Annotated in this window: 15 protein-coding genes; 14 read left to right on the forward strand and 1 reads right to left on the reverse strand. The window is 72.3% G+C overall.

Going from position 1 to position 15296, the window contains the following annotated elements; translation table 11 throughout:
• Window positions 1-46: 46 nt before the first annotated feature.
• From ABZZ38_RS21620 to ftsH, 3 genes are all read left to right on the forward strand, one after another.
• Window positions 47-2485 (forward strand): [protein-PII] uridylyltransferase, encoded by a 2439-nt coding sequence (locus ABZZ38_RS21620; protein ID WP_356742309.1) that lies wholly within the window; start codon window positions 47-49, stop codon window positions 2483-2485.
• A gap of 197 nt (window positions 2486-2682) precedes the next feature.
• On the forward strand, window positions 2683-4233 hold the full coding sequence (gene ffh, locus ABZZ38_RS21625) for a signal recognition particle protein (RefSeq protein WP_356742312.1): 1551 nt from the start codon (window positions 2683-2685) through the stop codon (window positions 4231-4233).
• 126 nt (window positions 4234-4359) lie between these two features.
• Window positions 4360-6267, forward strand: coding sequence for an ATP-dependent zinc metalloprotease FtsH (gene ftsH, locus ABZZ38_RS21630; protein ID WP_356742314.1), 1908 nt, complete (start codon window positions 4360-4362; stop codon window positions 6265-6267).
• 42 nt (window positions 6268-6309) lie between these two features.
• Here ftsH and ABZZ38_RS21635 read toward each other — a convergent pair whose 3' ends face one another.
• On the reverse strand, window positions 6310-7164 hold the full coding sequence (locus ABZZ38_RS21635) for a methyltransferase domain-containing protein (RefSeq protein WP_356742316.1): 855 nt from the start codon (window positions 7162-7164) through the stop codon (window positions 6310-6312).
• 469 nt (window positions 7165-7633) lie between these two features.
• Here ABZZ38_RS21635 and ABZZ38_RS21640 point away from each other — a divergent pair, with 469 nt between their 5' ends.
• The 11 genes from ABZZ38_RS21640 to ABZZ38_RS21690 all read left to right on the forward strand — a co-directional run bounded on the left by ABZZ38_RS21640 (window position 7634) and on the right by ABZZ38_RS21690 (window position 15258).
• Window positions 7634-8263: a hypothetical protein gene (locus ABZZ38_RS21640; protein ID WP_356742318.1), complete on the forward strand. Its 630-nt coding sequence runs from the start codon at window positions 7634-7636 to the stop codon at window positions 8261-8263.
• Between the two features lie 155 nt (window positions 8264-8418).
• Window positions 8419-8862 carry a 30S ribosomal protein S16 gene (rpsP, locus tag ABZZ38_RS21645; protein WP_356742320.1) on the forward strand — a complete coding sequence of 148 codons (444 nt, stop codon included), beginning with the start codon at window positions 8419-8421 and terminating at the stop codon, window positions 8860-8862.
• 2 nt (window positions 8863-8864) lie between these two features.
• The gene (locus ABZZ38_RS21650) at window positions 8865-9104 is read left to right on the forward strand and encodes an RNA-binding protein (protein ID WP_356742323.1); all 240 of its coding nucleotides are present in this window, start codon (window positions 8865-8867) and stop codon (window positions 9102-9104) included.
• Window positions 9105-9249: 145 nt separating this feature from the next.
• Window positions 9250-9846, forward strand: coding sequence for a ribosome maturation factor RimM (gene rimM, locus ABZZ38_RS21655; protein ID WP_356742325.1), 597 nt, complete (start codon window positions 9250-9252; stop codon window positions 9844-9846).
• Entirely contained in the window at window positions 9846-10667 is an 822-nt protein-coding gene (trmD, locus tag ABZZ38_RS21660; protein ID WP_356742328.1) for a tRNA (guanosine(37)-N1)-methyltransferase TrmD, read from the forward strand. The genes rimM and trmD overlap by 1 nt, the downstream gene beginning before the upstream one ends.
• Before the next feature lie 131 nt (window positions 10668-10798).
• Window positions 10799-11149: a 50S ribosomal protein L19 gene (gene rplS / locus ABZZ38_RS21665; protein ID WP_356742332.1), complete on the forward strand. Its 351-nt coding sequence runs from the start codon at window positions 10799-10801 to the stop codon at window positions 11147-11149.
• A 61-nt stretch (window positions 11150-11210) separates the two neighbouring features.
• The gene (gene lepB / locus ABZZ38_RS21670) at window positions 11211-12005 is read left to right on the forward strand and encodes a signal peptidase I (RefSeq protein ID WP_356742335.1); all 795 of its coding nucleotides are present in this window, start codon (window positions 11211-11213) and stop codon (window positions 12003-12005) included.
• A complete protein-coding gene (gene lepB, locus ABZZ38_RS21675) occupies window positions 11998-13098 on the forward strand; it encodes a signal peptidase I (RefSeq protein WP_356742338.1) in 1101 nt (366 codons plus the stop codon). Before lepB (ABZZ38_RS21670) ends, lepB (ABZZ38_RS21675) begins: the two co-directional genes overlap by 8 nt.
• Before the next feature lie 7 nt (window positions 13099-13105).
• Window positions 13106-13894 (forward strand): signal peptidase I, encoded by a 789-nt coding sequence (lepB, locus tag ABZZ38_RS21680; RefSeq protein WP_356742340.1) that lies wholly within the window; start codon window positions 13106-13108, stop codon window positions 13892-13894.
• 133 nt (window positions 13895-14027) lie between these two features.
• Window positions 14028-14771: a signal peptidase I gene (lepB, locus tag ABZZ38_RS21685; protein WP_356742343.1), complete on the forward strand. Its 744-nt coding sequence runs from the start codon at window positions 14028-14030 to the stop codon at window positions 14769-14771.
• Complete coding sequence (locus ABZZ38_RS21690) at window positions 14764-15258, forward strand: NUDIX hydrolase (protein WP_356742346.1); 495 nt, start codon at window positions 14764-14766, stop codon at window positions 15256-15258. The genes lepB (ABZZ38_RS21685) and ABZZ38_RS21690 overlap by 8 nt, the downstream gene beginning before the upstream one ends.
• The last annotated feature ends 38 nt before the right edge of the window (window positions 15259-15296 follow it).

The following is a 15296-nucleotide window of genomic DNA, read 5'->3' on the forward strand; positions in this document are numbered from 1 at the left end:
CCGGCGCCCCCCGGACGACCGAGCCGGATGAAAAGGGAGTGACCGGGTGTCGAGCCTCGAAGTGAACGACCACGCGGAAGACCCGGGACCCGGCGGTTACGCGGCGGCCCGGCTGCACCTCCTCCAGCAGGAGGCGCGGCCCGGGCCGCCGCGCCGTGCCGCCCTGGCCCGGCTCACCGACCACTGGCTGGCCGCGCTCTTCGCCGAAGCGGCCCCCGCGCGGGGCGCCGCCCTGGTCGCCGTCGGCGGATACGGACGCGGCGAGCTGTCCCCCCGCAGCGACCTGGACCTGCTCCTCCTCCACGACGGCACCGCGGACACCGCCACCGTCGCGGCCCTCGCCGACCGCGTCTGGTACCCCGTCTGGGACCTCGGCCTCGCCCTCGACCACTCCGTGCGCACCCCCGCCGAAGCCCGCAGGACCGCCCACGAGGACCTGAAGGTCCACCTCGGCCTCCTCGACGCCCGCCACATCGCCGGCGACCTCGGTCTCGTCAGCACCCTGCGCACCACCGTCCTCGCCGACTGGCGCAACCAGGCCCCCAAACGCCTCCCCGAACTCGACGCGATGTGCCGCGACCGCGCCGAACGCCAGGGAGAGCTCCAGTACCTCCTCGAACCCGACCTCAAGGAAGCCCGCGGCGGCCTGCGCGACGCCACCGCCCTGCGCGCCGTCGCCGCCTCCTGGCTCGCCGACGCGCCCCGCGAAGGCCTCGCCGAGGCCCGCCGCACCCTCCTCGACACCCGCGACGCCCTCCACCTGGTCACCGGCCGCGCCACCGACCGGCTCGCGCTCCAGGAACAGGACCAGGTCGCCGAAGCCCTCGGCCTCCTCGACGCCGACGCGCTGCTGCGGCAGGTGTACGAGGCCGCGCGCACCCTCTCGTACGCCGGCGACGTCACCTGGCGCGAGGTCAACCGCGTCCTGCGCGCCCGCTCCGTACGCCCCCGCCTGCGCGCCATGCTCGGCGGCGGCAAGGCCCAGCCCGAACGCACCCCCCTCGCCGACGGCGTCGTCGAGATGGACGGCGAGGCCGTCCTCGCCCGTACCGCCCGCCCCGAGAAGGACCCGGTGCTCCCGCTGCGCGCCGCCGCGGCGGCGGCCCAGTCCGGGCTGCCGCTCTCCCCGCACGCCGTACGCCGCCTGGCCGCCGCGGCGAAACCCCTGCCGGTGCCGTGGCCCGCCGAGGCCCGCGAGGAACTGGTCACCCTCCTCGGCGCGGGCGAACCGACCGTCCCCGTGTGGGAGGCCCTGGAGGCCGAGGGGCTCATCACCCGCCTCCTGCCCGACTGGGAACGCGTCCGCTGCCGCCCCCAGCGCAACGCCGTCCACACCTGGACCGTCGACCGCCATCTCGTCGAGACCGCCGTCCGCGCCTCCGCCCTCACCCGCCGCGTCGGCCGCCCCGACCTCCTCCTCGTCGCCGCCCTCCTCCACGACATCGGCAAGGGCCGGCCCGGCGACCACTCCGTGGCCGGCGAGACCATCGCCCGCGACGTCGCCGCCCGCATCGGCTTCGACCGGCACGACATCGCCGTCATCGCCACCCTCGTCCGCCACCACCTGCTCCTCGTCGACACCGCGACCCGCCGCGACCTGGACGACCCCGCCACCGTCCGGTCCGTCGCCACGGCCGTGGGCTCCACGTCCACGCTGGAACTCCTGCACGCCCTCACCGAGTCCGACGCCCTGGCCACCGGCCCCGCCGCCTGGTCCTCGTGGCGCGGCTCGCTGGTCGCCGACCTGGTCAAACGGGTCGCGGCCGTCCTCGCCGGCGACACCCCGCCGGCCCCCGAGCCGGCCGCGCCCGGCGCCGAGGAGGAACGCCTCGCCATCGAGGCCCTCCGCACCGGCGAACCCGTACTCACCCTGCGCACCGACACCCCGCCCGACCACGCCGAACCCGAACCGGTCGGCGTCGAGCTGCTGATCGCCCTCCCCGACCGGCCGGGCGTCCTGCCCGCCGTCGCCGGAGTCCTCGCCCTGCACCGGCTCACCGTCCGCGCGGCCGACCTGCGGGCGATCGAACTGCCCACCGAGCTCGGACCCGGCACCGTGCTCGTACTGAACTGGCGCGTCGCCGCCGAATACGGCTCCCTGCCCCAGGCCACCCGGCTGCGCGCCGACCTCGTCCGGGCGCTGGACGGCTCCCTGGACATCCGGACGCGGCTCGCCGAACGGGAGGCCGCGTACCGGCGGCGGCGCGGCGTCCAGGCGCCGCCGGCCCGGGTGACGGTCGCGGCGGCGGGCTCGACGCTGGCGACGGTCATCGAGGTCCGCGCCCAGGACGCCCCGGGCCTCCTCCACCGCATCGGCCACGCCCTGGACACGGCGGCGATCCGCGTCCGCAGCGCCCACGTCTCGACGCTCGGCGCCAACGCGGTGGACGCCTTCTACGTCACGGACCCGAAGGGCGCCCCGCTCCCGCCGGCGGAGGCCGCCGACGTGGCCCGCACCGTGGAGGCCGCACTCCGCAGCCCGTGAGCCGCGGACGGCGCACGCCCCTCGCCCGCGGACGCGCCCCGCGCTCGGGCCCCGCCCCCGCGTGCGTCCTCCCCGCGCCTCGCGCCCGACCGACCGGCAGGTGCTTCGGCACCAGGGCTGATGCGGATGCCCGCGGGCCGGATACCCTTGGGGGCGACCGTCCGCCCGACCCCGACACCCGAGGATCCGCGACCACCGTGTTCGATACCCTCTCCGACCGCCTTGCAGCGACGTTCAAGAACCTCCGGGGCAAGGGACGCCTGTCCGAGGCGGACATCGACGCCACCGCCCGCGAGATCCGGATCGCGCTGCTGGAGGCCGACGTCGCGCTGCCCGTCGTCCGGGCCTTCATCAAGCAGGTCAAGGAGCGGGCGCTCGGCGCCGAGGTCTCGCAGGCGCTGAACCCCGCGCAGCAGGTCATCAAGATCGTCAACGACGAGCTCATCGGCATCCTCGGCGGTGAGACCCGCCGCCTGCGCTTCGCCAAGACCGCGCCGACGGTGATCATGCTGGCCGGTCTCCAGGGCGCGGGTAAGACGACCCTCGCCGGAAAGCTGGGCCTCTGGCTCAAGACCCAGGGACACTCCCCGCTCCTCGTCGCCTGTGACCTCCAGCGCCCCAACGCCGTCAACCAGCTCTCCGTCGTCGCCGACCGCGCCGGCGTCGGCGTCTACGCGCCGGAGCCCGGCAACGGCGTCGGTGACCCCGTCCAGGTCGCCAAGGACTCCATCGAGTACGCGCGGACCAAGCAGTACGACATCGTCATCGTCGACACCGCCGGCCGGCTCGGCATCGACCAGGAGCTGATGCGGCAGGCCGCCGACATCCGCGACGCCGTCAGCCCCGACGAGGTCCTCTTCGTCGTCGACGCGATGATCGGTCAGGACGCGGTCAACACCGCCGAGGCCTTCCGCGACGGCGTCGGCTTCGACGGCGTCGTGCTGTCCAAGCTGGACGGTGACGCCCGCGGTGGTGCCGCCCTGTCGATCGCGCACGTCACCGGCCGCCAGATCATGTTCGCCTCCAACGGCGAGAAGCTGGACGACTTCGACGCGTTCCACCCGGACCGCATGGCGTCCCGCATCCTCGGCATGGGCGACATGCTCTCGCTCATCGAGAAGGCCGAGCAGACCTTCAGCCAGGAAGAGGCCGCCAAGATGGCCTCCAAGCTGGCGAGCAGCAAGGGCAAGGACTTCACGCTCGACGACTTCCTGGCCCAGATGGAGCAGGTCCGCAAGATGGGCTCCATCTCCAAGCTGCTCGGCATGCTCCCGGGCATGGCGCAGATGAAGGAGCAGATCAACAACATCGACGAGCGTGACGTGGACCGTACGGCCGCGATCATCAAGTCGATGACGCCGGGGGAGCGCCAGGACCCGACGATCATCAACGGCTCGCGCCGGGCGCGTATCGCCCGCGGTTCCGGTGTGGACGTCAGCGCCGTCAAGAACCTGGTCGAGCGGTTCTTCGAGGCCCGCAAGATGATGTCCCGCATGGCCCAGGGCGGCGGAATGCCGGGCATGCCGGGGATCCCGGGCATGGGCGGCGGCCCCGGTCGTCAGAAGAAGCAGGTCAAGCAGGCCAAGGGCAAGCGCAAGAGCGGCAACCCGATGAAGCGGAAGGCCGAGGAGCAGGCCGCCGCCGCCCGCCGCGAACAGGCCCAGCAGGGCGGCGCGTTCGGGCTGCCGGCCGGCCAGCCGGGCCAGGACTTCGAGCTGCCGGACGAGTTCAAGAAGTTCATGGGCTGAGCACCGCGCTTGTCAGGGGCGTCCACCACGGGTGGGCGCCCCTGACGCGTACCGGCCACGGTGTACGCCACCGGGCGCCCCGCCGCCCGTAATGCCGGTTCCACGCCCTTCTCGCATCATGGCAGCGTGGCCAATTCCGTACCCCCGCGCGACCGCACCGACCAGCCCTGGCGCTCCGAAGGCGCGCCGCCCCCACCGCCGCCCCGCCGGAGGATGCCCGGCGGCTGGGTGGGACTGCTCCTCGCCGCGCTGGTCGTCTTCGGCCTCACCAATCTGGCCCTGTCCGTCTTCGGCGAGGGAGAGGGCCGGACCATCTCGTACACCGAGTTCAGCCAACAGGTCGCCGGCGGCAACGTCACCAGGATCTACTCCAAGGGTGACGCCATCGAAGGCGAGCTCAAGAACAAGGACCGGTTCACCACCCAGCGGCCCGCCTTCGCCGACGACGACCTCTGGGCACAGCTGACCAGGCAGAAGGTCACCGTGACCGCGGAACCGGTCGTCGAGCGGCCGAACCTCCTCGCCAACCTGTTCCTGTCGCTCGCCCCCCTGGCGCTCCTCGTCCTCATCTGGCTGTTCATCGCCCGCAGGATGCGCTCCGGACTGGGTGCGGCCGGCGGCATGCTCGGACGCAAGGCCCCGCCCAAGCCGGTCGAGCTCACGGCGGGGGAGCGCACCACCTTCGCCGACGTCGCGGGGATCGACGAGGTCGAGGGCGAGCTGAACGACGTCGTCGACTTCCTGAAGAACCCCGAGGCGTACTGGCGCATGGGCGCCAAGATGCCGCGCGGCGTGCTGCTCGCGGGCCCGCCCGGCACCGGTAAGACGCTGCTCGCGCGCGCGGTGGCGGGCGAGGCGGGCGTGCCGTTCTTCTCCGCGTCGGCCTCCGAGTTCATCGAGATGATCGTGGGTGTCGGCGCCTCGCGCGTACGCGAACTGTTCAACGAGGCCCGCAAGGTGGCCCCCGCGATCATCTTCATCGACGAGATCGACACCATCGGGCGCGTCCGCGGCGGCGGCGCCGCGATGGGCGGGCACGACGAGCGCGAGCAGACGCTCAATCAGATCCTCACCGAGATGGACGGCTTCTCCGGCTCCGAGGGCGTCATCGTCCTCGCGGCCACCAACCGCGCCGACGTGCTCGACCCCGCCCTGACCCGGCCCGGCCGCTTCGACCGGATCGTCCACGTCAGCCCGCCCGACCGGGGTGGCCGCGAGGCCATCCTGCGGATCCACACCCGCGACATCCCGCTCGCCGACGACGTCGACCTCCTCCAGGTCGCCCGCACGACACCGGGCATGACCGGCGCCGAACTGGCCAACCTCGCCAACGAGGCCGCCCTTCTCGCCGTCAAACGCCGGCAGACCCGCGTCACCCGGGCGGACCTCTCCGACGCGCTGGAGAAGGTCCAGCTCGGCGCCGAACGCGCCCTGGTCATGCCCCTGGAGGAGCGCCGCCGCACGGCGTACCACGAGAGCGGTCACGCGCTGCTCGGCATGGTGCAGCCGGGCGCCGACCCGGTCCGCAAGGTCACGATCGTCCCGCGCGGGCGGGCGCTCGGCGTGACGCTGTCCACGCCGGACGCCGACAAGTACGCGTACACCGAGGAATACCTCCGGGGCCGCATCATCGGCGCGCTGGGCGGGATGGCCGCCGAGCACGTCGTCTTCGGGGTCGTGACGACGGGCTCGGAGAGCGACCTGGAACAGGTCACCCACATCGCGCGCGGCATGGTGGGCCGCTGGGGCATGAGCGAACGGGTCGGCCGGCTCAGCGCGATCCCCGGCGACGCGCAGCAGGCGTACGGACTCTCGGCCGCCCCCGCGACGCTGGACGCGGTGGCCCACGAGATGCGCCGCATCGTCGACGAGTGCTACGAACGCGCCTGCCGGCTCCTCCAGGAGCACCGGTCCCGGCTGGACGCGCTGGCGACCGCGCTCCTGGAGAACGAGACGCTGGAGGAGGCCGCGGCCTACCGGGCGGCCGGCATTCCCCGTCTCGCCAAGGAGACCGACCAGGAGACCGACCGGTAGACCGGGAGACCGACCGGTGAGGCGCCGGCCCTCCCCGGCCCGTCAGGGGATTCTGGCGACCAGGTAGCGGAAGACGTTCGGCATCCAGACCGTTCCGTCGGGGCGTACGTACGGGTGAAGGGCCTCCGTGACCTCCTTCTCGACGGTCGACTGGTCCGACGCCTCCACCGCCGCGTCGAACAGCCCCGTCGAGAACAGGCCACGTACCGCGCTGTCGACGTCCGCGTACCCGAAGGGGCACGCCACCCGTCCCGAACCGTCCGGCTTCAGCCCCGCCCGCGCCGCGACGTCCTCCAGGTCGTCCCGCGTCGCGGGGCGCCAGCCGACGCGCGTACGCAGCCGCTCGGTGAGCCGGCCCGCCACCCGCAGCACGGTCGAGGTGGCGCAGCGCTCGGGCGGACCCCAGCCGGCCAGCACCACGGCGCTGCCCCGCTCCGCCAGCCGTACGCCGCTCGCCAGGGCGGGCACCAGACCTTCGGAGTCTCCCGCGGTGCAGCCGATCGGCTGGAAGGCGGTGATGAGGTTGTACGCCGGACGGGTGGCATCCGCGGCTTCGGCGGGCCCGCCGTACAGCAGCTTCGTCTCGCCGTGGCCCGCGGCGTCGGCCGAGCCGGGAAGCAGCCGTTCCTTGGCCAGGTCCACGCGCGCGTGGTCGGTGTCGACCCCCGTCACGCGTGCGCCGCGCGCGGCGGCCATCAGCAAGGCGAGCCCCGAACCGCAGCCGAGTCCGAGGAGCCGCGTCCCGGTGCCGACCTCCAGATGCTCGTACACCGCTTCGTAAAGCGGTACCAGCATCCGTTCCTGGATCTCGGCCCAGTCGCGGGCACGGCCGGGCGCGTCCGTCGCCGGAGGGGCCGAGGCCGGGTGGGGGTGGTGCTGGACGAGCATGGGTGTCATCGAAAGCGCCCCAATCCGCCGAGAGGTCCATCTGTGCGTCTGTGCCCTGATTGACAGCCCCCGTGTACGTGCGCTCGTACTCCGATGCCCAGGGAACCCCGCATCCGTCCCCAAGTCCAGAGGCTGGGTCGCAATGCTTGCGTGCCCCGGGCGTGCGCCCCCGAGTCGGCACGAACTTCTCCCATAGTGGGGTCGCCGAGCGATTCCCGCCATGGCAACGGCCCCCCGCCGTGCGCCCCCGTGAGCCGGAGTACTGTCACATCCCGGGCCCACCACCCCGGGACGCCCCGGGCGCCCGGGGCGCGAAGTCCCGCCGCACGCGGGGGCGTGGGCGCCGGGGCGTACGCGGTGCTACGTACCACCTTGGTGGGAGCTGTGCGCCTTCCGGCGCAGATCAGCGCACTGGCCCTCGTCAGGGCGCATCAACGGCAACTGACGGGTACGTGCAAATTATTTGGGTTGCCCCGGAATGGAACCCGGGAGCACCCCGGCTCGTTGTCACGACGTGAGCACGACACCACCTGTTCTCGCCGCAGAGCTGGCGCAGGCGTGGGCCGACATTCAGCGGCACCACCCCGAGTTGCCGGATCTCGCCGCGCCCGAATCCCTGATCGGAGAGTCGTCGTCCGCCTGTGGCGCCGAGCTCTCGTTCGAGCGACTGCTCCACGAGGCAGTCCACGGCATCGCCGCCGCGCGAGGAGTCCGCGACACCTCACGCGCCGGCCGCTACCACAACCGCAGATTCCTGGCGATCGCCGAGGAGATGGGTTTGGACCACCCGGAGGAGCCGCACCCGAGCAGCGGCTTCTCACTGGTCACGCTCACCCCCGAGGCCAAGCGCCGGTACCGGCCCACGATCGAACGGCTGCAGCGCGCCCTCAAGGCGCACACGGCCGCCACGGCCGCCGACACCAAGCGCTCCTTCCGGGGCCCGGCCGCCCGGCACGGCTCCTCGGGCGGCGGGGTGCGGGTCAAGGCGGTCTGCGACTGCGGGCGGAACGTACGCGTGGTCCCCTCGGTGCTGGCCCAGGCGCCGATCGTCTGCGGCGGCTGCGGGAAGCCCTTCCGCATTCCCGAAGCGGTGGGCGCGGCCGGCTGACCCCGCGTGGTGTGGCACAATGGCTAGCTGTACTCGACAGTCGAACAGGACCCCTCTCTCCTCCGGCTGACGCGTCCATCGGGCACTCGGGTACCGCAACCCCACGCGACATCTCGTCGTGCCCAACCACGTCAAGACCAGGAGACACCACACCCGTGGCAGTCAAGATCAAGCTGAAGCGTCTGGGCAAGATCCGTTCGCCTCACTACCGCATCGTCGTCGCCGACTCCCGTACCCGCCGTGACGGCCGGGCCATCGAGGAGATCGGCCTGTACCACCCGGTGCAGAACCCGTCGCGCATCGAGGTCGACTCGGAGCGTGCGCAGTACTGGCTGTCCGTCGGCGCCCAGCCGACCGAGCCGGTCCTCGCGATTCTGAAGCTCACCGGCGACTGGCAGAAGGCCAAGGGCCTGCCGGCCCCCGAGAAGCCGCTGCTCGCCCCGGCGACCAAGGAAGACAAGCGCGCCTCCTTCGACGCCTTCGCGAAGGCGATCGAGGGCGACGACACCAAGGGTGAGGCCATCACCCCGAAGGCGAAGAAGGCCGACAAGAAGGCGGACGAGGCCGACGCCGCGTCCACCGAGTCGACCGAGGCCTGAGCATGCTCGAGGAGGCTCTCGAGCACCTCGTGAAGGGCATCGTCGACAACCCCGACGACGTGCAGGTCGCCTCGCGCACCCTGCGCCGCGGGCGCGTGCTGGAGGTCCGGGTGCACCCCGACGACCTCGGCAAGGTGATCGGCCGCAACGGCCGCACCGCGCGCGCCCTGCGTACCGTCGTGGGTGCCATCGGCGGCCGTGGTATCCGGGTCGACCTCGTCGACGTGGACCACATCCGCTGAGCAAAGTCAGACAGGGGGTCCGGGGCTGGTCCCGGATTCCCACAGTGCCGGCACGGGCCGGGGAGGGCTACGGCCCTCCCCGGCCCGTGTTCGTGCTCGTACATCAGTCGTACGTCGTCTCGTACGTCGTTTGGAGAGGTGAGCAGTGCAGCTGGTAGTCGCACGGATCGGCCGCGCCCACGGCATCAAGGGTGAGGTCACCGTCGAGGTGCGGACGGACGAGCCGGAGCTGCGGCTCGCGCCCGGCGCCGTACTGGCCACGGACCCGGCCTCCGCCGGGCCGTTGACCATCGAGACGGGCCGGGTGCACAGCGGCCGGCTGCTGCTGCGGTTCGAGGGCGTACGCGACCGCAACGCCGCCGAGGCGCTGCGCAACACCCTGCTGATCGCCGACGTGGACCCGGAGGAGCGGCCGGAGGAGCCCGACGAGTACTACGACCACCAGCTCATCGACCTGGACGTGGTCCTCGCCGACGGCACCGAGGTCGGGCGGATCACGGAGATCTCGCACCTGCCGTCCCAGGACCTGTTCGTGGTGGAGCGGCCCGACGGCACCGAGGTCATGATCCCCTTCGTCGAGGAGATCGTCACCGACATCGACCTGGACGAGCAGAAGGCGGTCATCACCCCGCCTCCGGGGCTCATCGACGACCGCGCCGAGATCGCCTCCGCCCGCGACGCCGCCGAACCCGAGGACGGCGCCGGGGGCAAGTACGCCGCCGAAGCCGAGGACGACTCCTGATGCGGCTCGACGTCGTCACGATCTTCCCGGAGTACCTCGAACCGCTGAACGTCTCGCTCGTCGGCAAGGCACGCGCGCGTGGGCAGCTCGACGTCCACGTGCACGACCTGCGCCGGTGGACCCACGACCGCCACCACACGGTCGACGACACCCCCTACGGCGGCGGCCCCGGCATGGTCATGAAGACCGGCCCCTGGGGCGAGGCCCTGGACGAGACACTCGCCGACGGGTACGAGGCCGGAGCCCACGGCCCGGTCCTCGTTGTTCCCACCCCCAGCGGACGGCCCTTCACCCAGGAACTCGCCGTCGAACTCTCCGAGCGGCCGTGGCTGATCTTCACGCCCGCGCGGTACGAAGGCATCGACCGCCGGGTCATGGACGAGTACGCCACCCGGATACCGGTCTACGAGGTCTCCATCGGCGACTACGTCCTCGCCGGCGGGGAAGCCGCCGTCCTGGTCATCACCGAGGCCGTGGCCAGGCTCCTGCCCGGCGTCCTCGGCAACGCCGAATCCCACCAGGACGACTCCTTCGCTCCCGGCGCCATGGCCAACCTGCTGGAGGGGCCCGTCTACACCAAGCCCCCCGAGTGGCGCGGGCGCCCGATCCCCGACGTCCTCCTCAGCGGCCACCACGGGAAGATCGCCCGCTGGCGGCGGGACGAGGCGCTGCGCCGCACCGCCCGCAACCGGCCCGACCTGATCGAGCGCTGCGACCCCGCCGCCTTCGACAAGAAGGACCGGGAAACCCTGTCCATCCTCGGCTGGGCACCGGAGCCCGGTGGCCGATTTTGGCGCAGGCCCGGGGCCGTGGAAGAATAGGCCGCTGCCGTACGTCCGGCGTGCGCCCCTGCCACAGGGGGTCATGACGCCCGCCCGATGCGTAGGCACCCCGAAACCTCATCACGATATTCCGCTGATGACCTGTGGCATCAGCGAGGAAGCAGACACTCATGTCGCACCTGCTCGACACCGTCGACTCCGCGTCGCTGCGCACCGACGTTCCCGCGTTCCGTCCCGGTGACACCGTGAACGTCCACGTGCGCGTCATCGAGGGCAACCGCTCCCGTATCCAGCAGTTCAAGGGCGTCGTCATCCGCCGCCAGGGCTCCGGCGTCCGCGAGACCTTCACGGTCCGCAAGGTCTCCTTCTCCGTCGGCGTCGAGCGCACCTTCCCGGTGCACAGCCCGATCTTCGAGAAGATCGAGCTCGTGACCCGCGGTGACGTCCGTCGCGCCAAGCTCTACTACCTGCGTGAGCTGCGCGGCAAGGCCGCGAAGATCAAGGAGAAGCGCGACAACTGAGCCCCGGCTCACCTCCGCCGTGCGGGGGGTCCACGGGGCGGCCGGATACCATCGAGCCCCGATGGACACCGAAACACAGCACACCGAGCGCGACCGCTCCTCCGACAGGGAGGAGGGGCCGCGCTCCGTGCTTTCCGGCCGGCTCCCGGACCGGCTCTCGCGCCGGCTCGCCGGGCGCTCATGGCGTGGACCGGGGCTCCTCGGCCTCGCCTGCGCCGTATTCCTGCTGCTCTTGAGCCAGTTCGTCGTGCAGCCCTTCCAGATCCCCAGCGGTTCCATGGAACCCACTCTTCGGATCGGGGACCGGGTGCTGGTCAACAAGTTGGCGTACCGTTTCGGGTCCGAGCCCCGGCGCGGGGACGTGGTCGTCTTCGACGGCACCGGCTCCTTCGTGCGCGAGGCCCCGGAGCGGGACCCCGTCACCGGGCTGCTGCACGCGACGGGCGCGGCGCTCGGCCTGACCGAGCCCGCCGACACCCACTTCGTGAAGCGCGTGGTGGGCGTGGGGGGCGACCGGGTCACGTGCTGCGACAAGGGGGGAAGAGTCGAGGTGAACGGCGTACCCGTCGACGAGGGGTATCTCCACCCCGGCGACGCACCGTCCCAGGTGCCCTTCGACATCGTCGTACCGCGGGGCACCCTCTGGGTCATGGGAGACCACCGCAGCCAGTCGCGTGACTCGCGCGACCACCTCGGCGAGCCCGGGGGCGGCGTGGTCCCGGTGGACAAGGTGATCGGCCGGGCCGACTGGATCGGCTGGCCCTTCGGCCGCTGGGGATCGCCGGCGCCGACCGGCGCCTTCCGTGACGTACCGGAGGTGCCGGAGGCGCGGACGCCGGGCGGAGGCCATGGGTAACCGGGGCAGGCGCGGCGGCCACCGGGCCGACACGCGGCTGCCCACCGGCTCCCGGCCGACGGACGGCGGCCGCGCGCTGCCGGGGCGCGCCGAGCGGCGCAAGCTGGCCCGCCGGGTGAAGCGGCGCAGGCAGCGGTCGGCGGTGAAGGAGATCCCGATCCTGATCACCGTGGCGCTGATGATCGCCCTGGTGCTGAAGACCTTCCTCGTCCAGGCCTTCGTGATCCCCTCGGGATCGATGGAGCAGACGATCCGCATCGACGACCGGGTGCTGGTGGACAAGCTCACGCCCTGGTTCGGGTCGAAGCCGCAGCGCGGTGACGTCGTGGTCTTCAAGGACCCCGGCGGCTGGCTGCGTGAGGAGAACGCGCCGAAGGACGTGGACCCGGTCGTCATCAAGCAGGTCAAGGAGGGCCTCGCCTTCATCGGCCTGCTGCCCTCCGACGACGAACAGGACCTGATCAAGCGGGTCGTCGCGGTCGGCGGGGACACCGTCAGGTGCTGCGACCGGGAGGGAAGGGTGACCGTCAACGGCGTCCCCCTCAACGAGCCGTACGTGAACCCGGGAAACGTCCCCTCAACCATCACCTTCGAGGTGAAGGTCCCCGCCGGACGGCTGTTCGTGATGGGGGACCACCGCGCCAATTCGGCGGATTCCCGCTTCCACCTGGACGAGCCCTTCCAGGGGACGGTCTCCGAGGAGGAAGTGGTCGGCACGGCGGTCCTCATCGCCTGGCCCTTCGACCACTGGCGCCGGCTGGAGGAACCGGACACCTTCGCCTCCGTGCCGGACTCGCGGGGCGGGACTGCGCCGCCGCTCGACGCGTCGCATAGTGTGTCCTCTCGGATTCTGAACGGAACGATCCGGCTCCCGAGCCCTGCGGAACTCCCGCTCGTTATGGGAGTGGTGGGCCTGCCCTTGCTATGGGGCGGGCGGTTGCACGGAGTGAGGAGTGGATGTGGGGGATTTGGCGGTCGGCGCACGATCCGGACACGACGAGCCCGAGGAGAGGCCGGAGCACGCGTCCGGGCCCTCTTCCGCCGGTTCGTCCGGATCGGCCGGGGAGCCCTCCCCCGGATCCGGGCACGCTGAGGGCGGCGTGGACGAGGACGGCGGGGACGGCGGGCCCAGGAAGCCGCGTTCCTTCTGGAAGGAACTGCCCCTGCTGATCGGTATCGCCCTTCTGTTGGCGCTGCTGATCAAGACCTTCCTGGTGCAGGCGTTCTCGATCCCCTCCGACTCGATGATGGACACGCTGCAGCGCGGCGACCGGGTCCTGGTCGACAAGCTGACCCCGTGGTTCGGCTCGGAACCCGAGCGGGGCGAGGTCGTCGTCTTCCACGACCCGGGCGGCTGGCTGGAGGGCGAGCCCACCGTCGACCCCAACCCTCTGCAGGAGTTCCTGAGCTTCATCGGTCTGATGCCGTCGGCGGAGGAGAAGGACCTCATCAAGCGGGTCATCGCGGTCGGCGGGGACACGGTGCAGTGCAAGAAGGGCGGCAAGGTCACCCTGAACGGGAAGCCGCTCGACGAGACCGCGTACATCGCCCCGGGCTCCACCCCGTGCGACGACGAGCCGTTCGGTCCGATCAAGGTGCCCGAGGGCCGGATCTGGGTGATGGGGGACAACCGGCAGAACTCGCTGGACTCCCGCTACCACCAGGAGCTGCCCGGCAACGGCACGGTCGCCAACGACAAGGTCGTCGGCCGTGCGGTCGTCGTGGCCTGGCCCCTCAACCGCTGGTCCACCCTCCCGGTGCCCGACACCTTCGACCAGCCCGGGCTGAGCGCCGCCACCGCCGCGGCCGTCGGGCCGGGGGCGCTGGGGCTCGCGGGCGCGCTGCCGATCGTGCTGTGGCGCAGGAAGAGGCTCGCTGCCGTTCGGTGAGCCCGGGTAGGGTGCGATCCCAGATCACGATCTGCGGGCCGCGTCCCCGGATCGGTCGCGCTCCGCATCGGTCGCGCGGACCGACCTCCGGGGCCGGTCCCAGGGTCGGTCTCCGACGGTGGGGAGCGCTGGGATGAACGGTACGGAACGTACGGACGACGGCCGCGGCCGTCTCGGCAGTGCGCTGTCGGGGCTGGCCGTGGCCGTCGGCTGTGTGCTCTTCCTCGGCGGATTCGTCTGGGGAGCCGTCCAGTACCAGCCGTACACCGTGCCGACCGACTCGATGTCCCCGACCGTCGCCGCCGGGGACCGGGTGCTGGCCCAGCGGATAGACGGCGTCGAGGTGCGCCGCGGCGACGTCGTGGTGTTCACCGACTCCACCTGGGGCGATCTGCCGATGGTCAAGCGGGTGGTCGGCGTGGGTGGCGACAAGGTCGCCTGCTGCGACGCACAGGGCCGGCTCACGGTGAACGGCACACCGGTAGCAGAACCGTATCTGCGGTCGCGGGGGCCGGCGTCGACGCCGTTCTCGGTGACCGTGCCCCAGGGGCGGCTCTTCCTGCTCGGCGACGAGCGCATGGGCTCGCAGGACTCCCGGGTCCATCTCCAGGACGCCGCTCGCGGCTCGGTTCCGCGCAGCGCGGTCAGCGCGCGGGTGGACGCCATCGCATGGCCGCCCGGCGGCCTGGTGGAGCGGCCGAAGGGCTTCGCCGAGCTGCCCGGGGGCGTGTCGCGGCCGGGGCCGGTGACGCTGGTGCTGGGGTCGGTGGTGGCCGGGGCGGTGCTCATCCTGGGCGGCGCGGCGTACGGGCCGCTCGCGCGGCGCCTGACGCGTCGGCCCAGGACCGGCGCGGGTGCTCGGGGTGCGCATGGCTGAGGAAGCGCGCAGGGTCGCGCGGGTCGTACTGCTCGACCCGGACGACCGGATCCTGCTCCTGCACGGTTACGAACCGGACGACCCGGACACGACCTGGTGGTTCACGCCGGGCGGCGGGCTGGAGGGCGACGAGACGCACGAGGAGGCCGCCCTGCGGGAGTTGTCGGAGGAGACCGGGCTCACGGATGTGGAGCTCGGCCCGGTCGTCTGGCAGCGCTTCTGCTCGTTCCCGTTCGCGGGGCGGCGCTGGGACCAGGACGAGTGGTACTACCTGGCCCGTACGCGGCAGGCCTCGGCCGCGGTCGCGCTGGCGGACCCGACCGAGCTCGAAGCGCGCAGCGTCACGGGGCTGAGGTGGTGGACCTACGCCGAACTGTCGGCGACGCGTGAGACGGTGTATCCGACACGACTCGCCGAGCTGCTGCGCACGCTGCTCGTCGAGGGGCCCCCGAGTGCGCCGCTGGTCCTGGCCCCTGACATCGTCTAGGGGTGCGGACGGCCGGCGCACAATGGGGGGACGCACGG

Origin of the sequence: Streptomyces sp. NPDC006368 (assembly GCF_040612535.1) — a bacterium.
Lineage (GTDB): Bacteria > Actinomycetota > Actinomycetes > Streptomycetales > Streptomycetaceae > Streptomyces.

Excerpts from the sequence above, each read along its gene's own strand:
- ABZZ38_RS21635 (WP_356742316.1), bottom strand. The coding sequence starts at position 7,164 with ATGACACCCATGCTCGTCCAGCACCACCCCCACCCGGCCTCGGCCCCT.
- ABZZ38_RS21640 (WP_356742318.1), top strand. The coding sequence starts at position 7,634 with ATGGAACCCGGGAGCACCCCGGCTCGTTGTCACGACGTGAGCACGACA.
- ABZZ38_RS21650 (WP_356742323.1), top strand. The coding sequence starts at position 8,865 with ATGCTCGAGGAGGCTCTCGAGCACCTCGTGAAGGGCATCGTCGACAAC.
- trmD (WP_356742328.1), top strand. The coding sequence starts at position 9,846 with ATGCGGCTCGACGTCGTCACGATCTTCCCGGAGTACCTCGAACCGCTG.
- rplS (WP_356742332.1), top strand. The coding sequence starts at position 10,799 with ATGTCGCACCTGCTCGACACCGTCGACTCCGCGTCGCTGCGCACCGAC.
- lepB (WP_356742335.1), top strand. The coding sequence starts at position 11,211 with ATGGACACCGAAACACAGCACACCGAGCGCGACCGCTCCTCCGACAGG.
- lepB (WP_356742338.1), top strand. The coding sequence starts at position 11,998 with ATGGGTAACCGGGGCAGGCGCGGCGGCCACCGGGCCGACACGCGGCTG.
- lepB (WP_356742343.1), top strand. The coding sequence starts at position 14,028 with ATGAACGGTACGGAACGTACGGACGACGGCCGCGGCCGTCTCGGCAGT.
- ABZZ38_RS21690 (WP_356742346.1), top strand. The coding sequence starts at position 14,764 with ATGGCTGAGGAAGCGCGCAGGGTCGCGCGGGTCGTACTGCTCGACCCG.